The organism is Bacteroides sp. AM07-18 (genome assembly GCF_003602695.1).
Taxonomy (GTDB): domain Bacteria; phylum Bacteroidota; class Bacteroidia; order Bacteroidales; family Bacteroidaceae; genus Bacteroides; species Bacteroides uniformis.
The window spans coordinates 50,437-63,848 of the sequence record NZ_QTLM01000010.1; the positions used below are offsets into that span (position 1 = coordinate 50,437).

Genomic DNA, 13,412 nt, shown 5'->3' on the forward strand with positions numbered 1-13,412 from the left:
CTATTCTCAAAAAACACTAATATTTTCGAGAATACCCCCTAAAAAAGAGGGGGTAGTTCAGAAAAAACATGTATTTTTGCGCCCAACAACCAATAAAAGGAGAGACTTATATGTCAAAAATGCGATTTTTTGCTTTGCAAGAACTTGCCAATCGGCAACCTCTTGAAGAGACCACCCCTTCAAACAAACTGTCCGACTACTACGGCAGCCATGTCTTCGACCGTAAGAAAATGCAGGAATACCTGCCTCGTGAAGCCTACAAAGCCGTGACCGACGCCATCGAAAAAGGCACTCCCATCAACCGCGAAATGGCAGACCTGATTGCCAACGGCATGAAAAGTTGGGCAAAGTCCCTCAACGTCACCCACTACACGCACTGGTTCCAGCCTCTGACGGACGGAACAGCCGAGAAACATGACGGCTTCATCGAATTCGGAGAAGGAACGGAAGTGATTGAACGTTTTTCCGGCAAACTGCTCATCCAGCAGGAACCGGATGCATCCTCTTTCCCCAACGGGGGTATCAGAAACACATTCGAAGCACGAGGATATACTGCTTGGGATGTTTCCTCACCTGCCTTTGTGGTAGATACCACACTTTGCATCCCCACTATCTTCATCTCTTATACCGGCGAAGCGCTCGACTACAAGACTCCATTGCTCAAAGCCTTGGCAGCCGTAGACAAAGCAGCGACAGACGTATGCCAGTTGTTCGACAAGAATATCACACGCGTTTATACCAATTTAGGCTGGGAACAAGAATATTTCCTCGTCGACTCGGCACTGTACAATGCCCGCCCGGACCTTTGTCTGACCGGACGTACCCTGATGGGACACTCCTCGGCCAAAGACCAGCAGCTGGAGGACCACTATTTCGGCTCCATCCCCCCACGTGTCACAGCTTTTATGAAAGAACTGGAAATCGAATGTCACAAACTGGGTATCCCGGTCAAGACCCGCCATAACGAAGTAGCTCCCAACCAGTTTGAGCTGGCGCCTATCTTTGAGAATGCCAACCTTGCCAACGACCACAACCAGCTTGTGATGGATCTGATGAAACGCATCGCACGCAAGCATCACTTCGCCGTACTGCTTCACGAAAAACCCTACAACGGCGTGAACGGCTCCGGCAAGCACAACAACTGGTCGCTTTGCACCGATACGGGTATCAATTTGTTTGCACCGGGCAAGAATCCGAAAGGAAACATGCTGTTCCTTACCTTCCTGGTAAACGTACTGATGATGGTATACAAAAACCAGAACTTGCTGCGCGCCTCCATCATGAGTGCCGGAAACAGCCACCGTCTGGGAGCCAATGAAGCACCTCCCGCCATTCTGTCCATCTTCCTGGGCAAACAGCTGTCTTCCATCCTCGACGAGATAGCTCGCCAGATAAGCAGCAGCAAGATGACATCGGAAGAAAAGACAACACTGAAATTAGGCATCGGACGTATTCCCGAAATATTACTGGATACCACCGACCGTAACCGTACTTCTCCATTCGCCTTTACCGGCAACCGCTTTGAGTTCCGTGCCGCAGGTTCGTCCGCCAACTGTGCCGCCGCCATGATTGCCATCAATGCAGCTATGGCAAACCAGTTGAACGAATTCAAAGTCTCCATCGACAAACTGATGGAAGAAGGAGTCGGCAAGGATGAAGCCATCTTCCGCATTATGAAAGAGACCATCATCGCCTCCGAGCCTATCCGCTTTGAGGGTGACGGCTACTCCGAACAATGGAAGCAGGAAGCCGCCCGCCGTGGGCTGACCAACATCTGCCACGTTCCCGAAGCCCTGATGCACTACATGGATAACCAGTCCCGTTCCGTACTCATCGGCGAACGTATCTTCAACGAAACGGAGCTTGCCTGCCGCCTGGAAGTAGAACTGGAGAAATACACCATGAAGGTACAGATAGAAAGCCGTGTGCTGGGCGACCTTGCCATCAACCACATCGTACCGACTGCCGTTATCTACCAAAACCGTCTGCTGGAAAATCTCCGTGGCCTGCGCGAGACCTTCTCTCCCGAAGAATACGAAGTCCTCAGTGCCGACCGGAAAGAGCTTGTACGCGAAATTTCCAAGCGCGTAACAGCCATCAAGGTACAAGTACGCGAAATGACCGAAGCCCGCAAAGTAGCCAACCACATGGATAACTACAAAGACAAGGCTTTCGCTTACGAAGAAACCGTACGCCCTTATCTGGAAAGTATCCGTGACCACATCGACCACCTTGAGATGGAAATTGATGATGAAATCTGGCCGCTTCCGAAATATAGGGAGCTGCTGTTTACAAAGTAGGCCTCTCCCTAGCCCCTCCCCCGTAGGGAGGGGGATAGAGATACTACGATAAACAATTAAGTTACTACGATTTACGATTTGACGGTTTACGGTTGGAGTTACTCATACAATCATAAACCCACCTGCTAATGAGTAGTTGTTTAACAATACAAACTTCAATCGTAAATCGTCTAATCGTAAATATATAGATTTTCCTTCATCTCCCCCCCTACGACATCTTTTTGTCATATTTGTGCAATATTTAATTTTTTCTTTTTACATTTGTGCTGTATAACACAGTTTTGCAGCAGTTATGGTAAAAGTAAACTTGTCTGATATTAATGTTCCGGAGTTGATTGCAGATATATGGTCTCCCTTGAATGACGAACAACGGGAATTCCTCGCCAACCACTTCACACTCCAGAACTACAAAAAAAACGAAGTCATCCATTGCGAAGGCGAGACACCTACGCATTTGATGTGTCTGCTGAGTGGAAAGGTCAAAATCTATAAAGACGGAGTCGGTGGTAGAAGCCAGATTATCCGTATGATTAAACCTGTCGAATATTTCGGTTACCGCCCTTACTTTGCAAAAACAGACTATGTCACGGCAGCATCTGCATTCGAGCCGTCTCTTGTTTGCCAAATCCCCATGACTGCCTTGATGACTCTGCTCACACAAAACAACGACCTTGCCATGTTCTTCATCAAGCAATTGTCCGTTGACTTGGGCATTGCCGATGAACGCACTGTAAACCTGACGCAGAAACATATCCGCGGAAGACTCGCAGAATCCCTACTATTCCTCAAAGAAAGTTATGGTTTGGAGGAAGACGGCTCCACCTTGAGTATCTATCTCTCGCGTGAAGATCTGGCCAATTTGTCAAACATGACCACTTCCAACGCCATACGTACGTTGTCACAGTTTGCCACAGAACGGTTAATCACCATCGACGGGCGTAAAATCAAAATCATAGACGAAGAAAAGCTGAAGAAAATCAGCAAGATAGGATAAGGAATAAGTGACAAGGGATAAGCGATTAGGGGTTAGCATAATAAAAACACATTGTTGCCATCCTAACCCCTAATCACTAATCACTAAATCAGTCCTTTCGCAGACAAATATCTTTCCGCTTCAATGGCTGCCTGGCAACCAGTTCCGGCAGCGGTGATGGCTTGACGATAGTGAGGATCAGCAACGTCTCCGGCGGCGAATACGCCCGGCACTTTCGTACGCGGTGTTCCCGGCTCGGTGACGATATAACCTACTTCGTCCGTATCTACATAAGGTTTGAAAATATCCGAGTTGGGTTTATGGCCGATGGCAAGGAAGAAACCGTCAATAGCTACATCATAGCGCTTCTCATCCGGTTCACCCATACGCTGTACCAAATGTACACCTTCCACACCGTTCTCTCCAAACAAGCCTACGGCATTATGTTCGAACAGTACTTCAATCTTGTCATGCTTCATCACACGCTCCTGCATAATCTTGGAAGCGCGAAGATAAGGTTTGCGGACAATCAGATAAACCTTGGCAGCCAGTCCGGCAAGGTAAACAGCTTCCTCGCAGGCAGTATCTCCACCCCCTACAACAGCTACCGTTTTCTTGCGGTAGAAGAAACCGTCACAAGTGGCACAAGCGCTGACACCCATTCCCGCATATTTCTTTTCATCCTCCAGCCCCAGATACTTCGCAGCGGCACCTGTAGCAATAATCAGCGTTTCAGCCTCAATCATCTTTTCGTCATCAATCGTAATCTTGTAAGGTGCTTCAGCAAGATTGGCTGCGGTAGCAACTCCATAACGCAAATCTGCGCCAAAACGTTCGGCTTGCTTCCGCAGGTCTTCCATTAATTCCGGACCTCCGATACCTTGGGGATAACCGGGGAAATTCTCCACATCAGTAGTGGTTGTCAACTGGCCACCGGGCTGCAATCCTGCATAAAGTACCGGTGAAAGATTGGCACGGCCTGCATAAATAGCGGCAGTATAGCCGGCAGGACCCGAACCGATAATCAGACATTTTACTTTTTCTGTTTCCATCATTATATTATTTACTATTTGACTATTTACAATTTACTATTTAGCGCATGTCGATGACTTCAGCTGTAGGATAGGCTTTTTTGTCAAAGACAAAGAAACTATCCGGATAGGATTGTCCTGTCTGGTAGCTATCAATAAGGATAGTAGTCATATACTTACTCCCCCGTGGTGCCAAGTCCACTTGATGCAGACGATACGTATCCTTTGTCACAAACAGATAGACACTTTCAGGGTCTTTTCTCTTGTCGGCAGCAGTCATGGTGATGTAATAAACAGACTTGTCTTGCTTACCACCGACACTGCTCAACTTCAATCTGTATCCCTGCTTGTAGAGGGACAACCAAGCATACGGATTAAGAGTCTGCAATTCCTCCTGCGTAGGTTCCGATACATTCACCTCATCTGCCGAAGCCACATAGCTCCACTGCGTATGTCCGTCAAACCAAGTCTTCATTCCCTCGGTCTCAACCACAAACTTCTCACCTTCCAGATAGAGAACTCCCGCATAAGAGCCTTGTTGTTCGTTCACGGTAAACGCCAGCTTCACCCCTCCCGCTTTCCGAAAGGCTTCGGCTGTACGCTCCAATATATTCTTGGCATCCGGTTGTTGTGCCGACATCGGCACAGCAAACAACAGCAATAGCACACCAAGTAAAAGCTTATCAAATTTCATCATTCTATAAATAACCATTCCTTATTGCAAATTGTTTAACCGCATTTCCAGGTCGCTCTCATCTATACAGAACACCTCACGCGCCTTACTACCTTGCGCCGGTCCCACAATCCCCGCTTTCTCCAACTGGTCCATGATGCGGCCGGCACGATTATAACCGATGGCAAACTTACGCTGAATGAGCGATGTGGAACCCTGCTGGTGAATAACAACGAGACGGGCTGCATCCTCGAACAAAGGATCGAGACGTCCCATATCCACATCCCCCAAATCACCTCCTGCATTTTCATCCACATATTCGGGCAGATAGAAAGCAGTGGGGTAACTCTGCTGGCGGGCGATAAACTTCGTAATCTCCGCCACTTCGGGCGTATCGATAAAGGCACACTGCACACGCACCGGGTCAGCTCCCTGCAGGAATAACATATCACCGCGGCCTATCAGCTGGTTGGCTCCCGGACGGTCGAGGATGGTACGCGAATCGACCATTGCCGATACACGGAAGGCGATACGCGCCGGGAAGTTGGCCTTAATCGTACCCGTAATGATGTTTGTTGTCGGTCGCTGTGTAGCGATAATCATATGTATACCCACGGCACGCGCCAACTGGGCGATACGTGCGATGGGCAGTTCCACATCCTTACCGGCTGTCATAATCAAGTCACCGAACTCGTCGATAACGACTACGATATAAGGCATGAACTTATGCCCCTTTTCCGGATTCAGACGACGGTTGATGAACTTCTCGTTATACTCCTTGATATTGCGCACATGGGCAGCTTTCAGCAAGTCATAGCGAGTATCCATCTCCACACAGATGGAGTTCAAAGTCTGCACCACCTTCGTGACGTCCGTAATGATGGCATCTTCCCCGTCGGGTAATTTCGCGAGGAAGTGATGCTCAATTACGGAGTAGATGCTGAATTCTACTTTTTTGGGGTCTACCAGCACAAACTTCAGCTCTGCCGGATGCTTCTTATATAATAAGGAGGTGATGATGGCATTCAACCCCACGGACTTACCCTGACCGGTAGCACCGGCAACGAGCACGTGCGGCATCTTGCACAAATCCACCATAAACACTTCATTCGTAATCGTCTTACCCAGTGCGATGGGCAAGTCGTAAGTAGACTCCTGGAACTTCTTGCTGCCGATAATACTCTGACCGGATACAATCTTCGGATTGGAGTTGGGCACTTCGATACCAATCGTACCCTTTCCCGGAATGGGAGCGATGATACGGATGCCGAGCGCCGAAAGGCTGAGGGCAATATCATCTTCCAGACCGCGTATCTTCGAAATGCGGACGCCCTGCTCGGGAGTGATTTCATACAGCGTCACCGTAGGACCTACCGTCGCCTTAATGGTACTGATTTCTATACCGAAACTACGCAGAGTATTGATAATCTTATCCTTGTTCGCGTTCTGCTCTACCATGTCAATGGTCGGACCATTGTCATCGTAATGCTTCATCAGGTCTATTGTGGGGTAATGATAGTTTTCCAAATCCAGACGGGGATTGTACGGCTCCTTCTCCGTTCCCACATACTCCTCCTCTTCGGCCTTTTCAACCTGGAATGCCGGCTCCTTCTCTACCGGCTGTTCCCGAAAAGGGGGCACCGGCTCCGGTGCAGGAGTCTCAAAAGTCATGGTAACGTCCTCATCCGCAGACTTGGCAGGCTTTATCTTTCCATCACTTCCACCCAAGTCAAGGGTGATTTCATTCAGCGGTTCGTCCTCTTCTTCCTCTATAGCAATCTCCTCCTCCTTTTCAAGAACCTTTTCCGGCTCCGCAGCTTCCGGTGTCGGAGCAGCCGCCTTTTCCTTTGCACCCCAAGAGGTCTTGAACTCTTCCGGCGTTTCACCCTGCACGCTTTCCGCCTTCTCCTTACGCTTCAAGAAGCTGAGACTGAACAATCTGCGCAACCAGATGACAGTCCTTGCACTCAGATAGATGAGGAAGCAGATGGCAGTTACCAACAATAGCAGCCATACTCCCGGCACACCGACTTGAGACACAAGCCAGTTGCTGACATTGTATCCGTGCATACCGCCCAGATAGAGGAAAGAGTCCTTGTACTGGTCTACAAACACAAAACCGAAAAATACCGAGAACCACACCAGCATCAACGAACAGCCGATGAACCACTTCCACAAGCGCACCACACGCACCCGCATCAGCTTCAATCCCGCCACAGCCAGGAACACGAGAATCAAGAAAGACGATACGCCGAAACAATCATTTATCAGATAGCTGGCCAACTGCGCACCGCGGCTACCGGCGTAGTTCTTCACCCCATTGTTGGTGGAAATCAGCTCCTGCGCACTGCCTCCGTCAATGATGCTCTGGTCTGCCGCTCCCGTGAAAAAGAATGATGTGAAAGCAAGCAACAAATAAACCGAAAAGATTACCAGCACCAAGCCGATAACGAAATGAACCGTTTCACTTCTAAATAACGCTGCCACTTTCCCCAAAAACGAGAGTGACAGCTCCGTATCTTTAGCTGTTGAATTTTTCTTTGCCATATTTTTTAAATAACTATTGAGAATTGATTGCAAAAATAATAAAAACTATCCTTCTGCCGCGTTGTTTTCATTCTTTAATTTCTCGTCTGCCGATTATAGGTATTCCTAATCTACAACTGTAGTTTTATCGCATGTTTTACTTACATGCTTGCATGAAATGACATATCGCACTAATTTACAACAAATTGCGCCATGCAAGCAGACCTCATGCAAGCATGCAGGCAGATTTTGCCTACATGACGCAATCCATGCAAGCCCTATACGCATCAACCTACTCTTTTTCCTTCAAAAAATAAATCGGCTGTTTCTGCAACCCTTTGTTCACCAACACATTCTCCTCACAAAGACGACGAATCTGCCGCGTCGCAGTCGTGCGGGTCATGCCGCAAATCGACTGTACAACACTGCGGGTGATGAACTCATTCTTACGTAGATAGTTCACCACTTTTTGCTTCACCTCATCATCCGTCAGCCTCTTTTTCGTGAGATTCCGCAATTTCAGCGGCTTTACCTTCAATACTCCTATCTCACTGCGCAGCGCCTTGTCCGGTCTGAAAGTGATGTTTTTCAACTTCACCTTAGTACTTTTCCGCTTTGTCTCCAGTGTCACCGGTTCCGTGCAGGTCAGCGTGGGAACAAAGTAACCGATGCCGTCCAAATGTACCTGCCTGCCCTCCCCCAGCTCGCGTCCCACAAAATGCGACAAAGCATCGAGTACCGCCAGTACATCCGTCTCGGTCAGCGAGCAGTATTCTTGTATATGCCTGCGCAGCTCATCGGTCGTCGTGGAGCCGTTCAGTTTAATCCGGGGATGCAGGGTCAGTTCTTCCCCTTGTTTATCCTTCGTTTTCGGGTTTTCGTACCAATCAAATAAAATTGCCATATTCTTTCCTCCATTTTTAGATTCATTTCTGTTGCTGTCTGCAGGTTTCGCTCATGCAAAGTACCGGCTTTCATTAGGCAGAGCATGGGTCTTCCTTACGCAAAGAAGCGTTCTTCCTTCTGCTGAAAGCTTATCAAAAAAAGATGCGCACAGCTGTGGTTTACCTTCTTCATATTTGTGATACACCTTCTTCACAACTATGAGAAAGACATTCCACGACTGTGCGCAACTACAAACTACAGAGGCAAAGATAATGAAAAGCAGGGGGCTTGGCAAAGGAATGCTAATCTTTTTCAATAGCAAGCATTATTTTCCGAATAGAACACTTTACAGTCCCGATAAATCCACTTTATAAAAAGTCGGAGCAACATTGCTTTTCTCGAAGAACATCGCCATATAGATCGGGGCATAGATAATCTTACCTGCGACGCGTAGATTACCGTTGTTGAACACAACTGCTTCGGAGAAGTCGTATTCCTCGCAATCCATGATGTTGGACAAAGCGCGGTGTGTCTCGTAATCTTTACCTGATTTTACCTCAATAGGCAGTACCTTACCCTCAAGCTCAATAACAAAATCCAATTCACCGCGCTTCTTGTTGTTGTAATAGTAGGGAACAATGCCGTGAGCCACCAACTCCTGCGCTACGGCATTCTCGTAAATTGAACCGAAATTGATGTCCTTATCACCTTTTATAATCCGCATCTGAATGCCCTCGGCATATTGGCTGGCCAGCAGTCCGATATCACTTTGGAAGAGTTTGAACAGATTGCGTGAACGTGCAAGCAGGAGCGGCATTTTCGGCTCCTCCACATTATAGACGGGTAGCGCCACGCCCGCGTTCGTCAGCCATAAAAAACTGTTCTCGACCCGGTCGAACTTTGCGTGCTCATTCAATCGTTTCAGTATGAAGCGTTTGTTTTTAGCGTTTAGCTCAGGGGGAATAAGATTAAAAATCTCCTCGATGTAGAGTTTGTTATTAGGATCATACTGGGCGATGTCACGTTTGTACAGACGAATGATATCCTGCTGCACAGTCATCACCTCTTGCAGGTTGTTACTCTCGAGATATTTGCTCACGACCGCAGGCATACCGCCCACAACAAGATAGAGCCGGAACAGCTCCATAATTTTGCCGTGGACAAACTCATCGACGGCAGTGCGATTCCGCCATGCCTCATGCAATGCCCCGATAACGGCGTCATTTATACCCACACACGAAATAAACTCCTCGAAATCGAGTGGGAACATATCCTTTACACCCATGTAGCCAACCGGTTCCGAGCGCAGGTCTTTCAATTCTACGCCCAGCAACGAACCGCTCAAGATGTAACGATACGAACCGTCATCCACCAGAAACTTAATTGCCGTAACAATATCGGGACATTGCTGTACTTCGTCGAAAAAGACGAGCGTTTCACCCTTGATGAGCGGCACGGAGGTGATTGCCGATAGACGGAGCAGAATATCACCGCTGCTCTTTGCTCCCTTGAACAAATCCACCGCTTCGGGCATCTCGACGAAATTGACTTCAATGAAACTTTTAAACGTCTTACCGAACTGACGAATGGAATATGTCTTACCTATTTGTCGTGCTCCGGTAATAAGCAGGGCGTTACGGTTAGTTTCGTAGTAATTGCGAATGTAATCATCTATCTTTCTTTTTATCATAACCTATTCTTGTTTATTCGATTATTAAATGCAATAATCACACTATGCCTCTTTTCCATTGCAAATATAAAGGATTTATGCCACTTTTCCAAGATTTACGCCTACACAAATTGCCGTTTTTCCAATTTAGTAACAGTATCCAAATGCATGCTTTATATGCCCACCGAAGAGGAACTGCAGAACAAGATTGAAAGACAGAAAAACTTTTACCGGTTGCAGCACACGGAAAAATCAATAGAGTAACGACGTATGGTGAAAAGATTGGTTATAATGACGAACACTCAACAACACTAATATCAAGCATGAAGATAGCAATAAAAAACATCCCGTCACATAATTGGAAACATTTTGTATACAGAGAGACGGGAGCAATGCCCTATATTTGCAACCGGTCAATCAATCACCGGCCATGAAAAACAGGTAGTTTATGAGAAATTTCATTGTATTATGCTTATTGGCATGTCTGGCATCATGTACAGACAAAAAAGAATTCCAGACAATAAGAGAACGAATCGATTTATCAGGAAATTGGAACAGTTCATTAGGGAACTGCACATTGCCCGGTACGACGGATGAAAACAAGTTGGGAGACGGCAGGCATCCCACCAATGTAACCTCCCAGTTGACACGGACTTATCCCTACTCCGGCATCGTAGAATATGAAAAAGATGTTGAAATTCCCGTACAGATGGAAGGGAAACGCCTGATACTCTTCATGGAACGTACAAAGCCCAGTACTCTCTGGATAGACGGGGACAGCGTCGGCACGTTGGGACATATCTATGCACCTCACTGCTATAGCCTGCCGGCCTTGGCACCCGGCAGCCACCATATAAAGATACGCATTGACAATTCCCCCAGCTCCGTACCAGCCGAAATCCAAAGCTCGCATGCCTGGACCGACGGCACACAAACCAACTGGAACGGCATTCTGGGCGATTTCTACATCGAAGCGACCCCGCACACCTATCTCAAGCAGGTACAAGTCTACCCGTCTGTAAAGGAGAAAAAGGCCCGCATCCATGTAAACATATACAGCGATTCGGAGCAATCGGGCATAGTGGCCCTTTCCGCCAAGACGTGGAACACCCAACAAGAACACCGGTTGCCGGACATGGAAAAACAAGTCGGCTTGAGCAAAGGCGAAAATAAGATAGAACTGGTGCTCGACATGGGGAACCGAATGCAGACATGGAGCGAATTCCACCCCACACTTTATGCACTGAACGTGTCCCTTGCCACAAACGAGGGCAAAGACAATATAATAACAGATTTCGGCATGCGCGACTTTGCCACCGAAGGTACTCAGTTCACCATAAACGGCTTCAAGACCTTCTTGCGCGGCAAACACGACGCTTGCGTATTCCCACTTACCGGATATGCGCCGATGGATGTAAAGTCCTGGCGAAAAGTTTTTCAAACAGCCAAGAGCTATGGCATCAACTACTACCGTTGCCATTCCTACACCCCGCCCCGCGCCGCTTTTGCCGCTGCCGACATCGAGGGTATCTATTTCCAAGCCGAGTTGCCTTTATGGGGAAGCATTTCACCGGACAACCATCGCCTGAATGACTTCTTGCTGAACGAAGCCTATATGACCCTCGACTACATGGGCAATCACCCCTCATTCACCATGTTGGGACTGGGCAACGAGTTGGGTGGCGACGTTGACCTGATGCGCAATTGGCTGGACGGATTCAGAAAACATGACAACCGCCATCTCTATTCGTTCGGTTCCAACAACTTCCTGGGTTGGGGAGGTGCCATAGACGGTGAAGATTATCTGACAACCTGCCGGGTAGGAGGAGGCGAAGGCTATACAACGCACGTACGCAGTTCGTTTGCCTTTGTCGATGCCGAAAAGGGAGGTATCTTGAACAACACCCGTCCCAATACCCGTGCGGATTATACTGCTGCCATAGCGAAATCTCCCCGACCGGTCATCAGTCACGAAACCGGACAGTTCCAAATTTATCCCGACTACAAGGAGTTGGAGAAATACACCGGCGTATTGCATCCATATAACTTGGAGATATTCCGTGACCGGCTCAATGAAAATGGACTGCAGAACCAGATTGACGCATTCCATCAGGCCACCGGCCGGTTTGCCGTCGAATGCTACAAGGCTGATATTGAATACGGCCTGCGCACTGCCGGTTTAGGCGGATTCCAGATGCTCGACCTTCAAGACTTTCCCGGACAAGGCTCGGCACTGGTAGGCATTCTGGATGCTTTCATGGACAGCAAAGGCATTGTCACTCCCGAAACATTCCGCGGCTTTTGTGCTCCGGTGGTACCGCTGGCGCTTATGGACACCTACTGTTACAGCAACAAAGAAGAGCTGAACATAGGACTCGCCCTGACAAATTACGAAGAGCAACCATGGTCTGATGCATTATGCTGGCGTCTGGAAAGCCTGAGTGACAGCGTAACTTTTGTTCGCGAAGGCAAAGTCCCCGCCCATGTAGAGCAAGGAAAAGTAATGCAGGTGGGCGAGTTGAAAAGCACCCTTACCGAAATAGACAAGCCTGCCCAATTGCGACTGACACTGACCACCGGGAATTATCATAACTATTATAACTTATGGGTATACCCCGACCGGACACTGGAAAGCGAAGCGGACATCTTCATCTGTCAGTCCTTGGATGACGAGGCGCGAAAGAGACTGAGCCAAGGAGGGAAGATACTGCTTATACCCGACCACAAAGCCATTGAAGAACAGAGTGTAGGTGGACTTTTTACTCCTGACTACTGGAACTATGCCATGTTCAAAAGCATTTCGGAAAACGCCGGCCGCGAAGTTTCGCCGGGCACCCTCTCCTTGCTGATGGACGAGAAACATCCCTTGTTCCGGCAGTTCCCCACCGAGTGCCATAGCAACTGGCAATGGTGGAGCATCGTACGCCATGCCCGCCCCTTTATTCTGAACGCTACACGCCACGAATACAAGCCGCTTATCCAAGTAGTAGACAATGTGGAACGGAACCACAAGTTAGGCTTGCTGTTCGAATTTGCCGTAGACAACGGTAAGGTATTGGTTTGTATGAGCAACCTCGAAGCAATTCGCCACACTCCGGAAGGAGGTCAGCTGCGCAATGCCATTTTAAACTATATGAAGTCGGCTGAGTTCTCTCCCACCGAGACGCTGACCTCACAGCAGTTGCAGCACATATTAACAACCGAGGTGAGGAAGCAAGACATTGTCGGCGTGAAAAACCAGTCGGATTACGACGTACAGCCGGAATAAATATGAGAAGTTTCATCATAATTCCACTTTTCCTCGGCTGTCCCGTCATTTTTCAGTAGCTTTGCGGACTTTAATACAGCAAGCACC

The 13,412-nt window shown here is 48.2% G+C and carries 8 protein-coding genes; 3 read left to right on the forward strand and 5 right to left on the reverse strand.

Annotated features, from left to right (window positions below; translation table 11 throughout):
* Window positions 1-110 precede the first annotated feature (110 nt).
* A complete protein-coding gene (locus DW096_RS12775; RefSeq protein WP_120028713.1) occupies window positions 111-2,300 on the forward strand; it encodes a glutamine synthetase III in 2,190 nt (729 codons plus the stop codon).
* A 292-nt stretch (window positions 2,301-2,592) separates the two neighbouring features.
* The gene (locus DW096_RS12780; protein WP_005832010.1) at window positions 2,593-3,294 is read left to right on the forward strand and encodes a Crp/Fnr family transcriptional regulator; all 702 of its coding nucleotides are present in this window, start codon (window positions 2,593-2,595) and stop codon (window positions 3,292-3,294) included.
* Between the two features lie 83 nt (window positions 3,295-3,377).
* Here the strand turns inward: DW096_RS12780 and trxB are convergent, their stop codons facing one another.
* The 5 genes from trxB to DW096_RS12810 all read right to left on the reverse strand — a co-directional run bounded on the left by trxB (window position 3,378) and on the right by DW096_RS12810 (window position 10,078).
* Window positions 3,378-4,328: a thioredoxin-disulfide reductase gene (gene trxB, locus DW096_RS12785; RefSeq protein WP_057255730.1), complete on the reverse strand. Its 951-nt coding sequence runs from the start codon at window positions 4,326-4,328 to the stop codon at window positions 3,378-3,380.
* Window positions 4,329-4,365: 37 nt separating this feature from the next.
* Window positions 4,366-5,016 carry a LolA-like putative outer membrane lipoprotein chaperone gene (locus DW096_RS12790; RefSeq protein ID WP_005832014.1) on the reverse strand — a complete coding sequence of 217 codons (651 nt, stop codon included), beginning with the start codon at window positions 5,014-5,016 and terminating at the stop codon, window positions 4,366-4,368.
* Between the two features lie 3 nt (window positions 5,017-5,019).
* Entirely contained in the window at window positions 5,020-7,524 is a 2,505-nt protein-coding gene (locus tag DW096_RS12795) for a DNA translocase FtsK (RefSeq protein ID WP_120028710.1), read from the reverse strand.
* 271 nt (window positions 7,525-7,795) lie between these two features.
* Window positions 7,796-8,407, reverse strand: coding sequence for a winged helix-turn-helix transcriptional regulator (locus DW096_RS12800; protein WP_005832923.1), 612 nt, complete (start codon window positions 8,405-8,407; stop codon window positions 7,796-7,798).
* Window positions 8,408-8,734: 327 nt separating this feature from the next.
* Entirely contained in the window at window positions 8,735-10,078 is a 1,344-nt protein-coding gene (locus DW096_RS12810) for an ATP-binding protein (RefSeq protein ID WP_005832925.1), read from the reverse strand.
* Window positions 10,079-10,505: 427 nt separating this feature from the next.
* Here DW096_RS12810 and DW096_RS12815 point away from each other — a divergent pair, with 427 nt between their 5' ends.
* Window positions 10,506-13,325, forward strand: a complete 2,820-nt coding sequence (locus tag DW096_RS12815) for a glycoside hydrolase (RefSeq protein WP_118930901.1) — start codon at window positions 10,506-10,508, stop codon at window positions 13,323-13,325.
* Window positions 13,326-13,412: the final 87 nt, after the last annotated feature.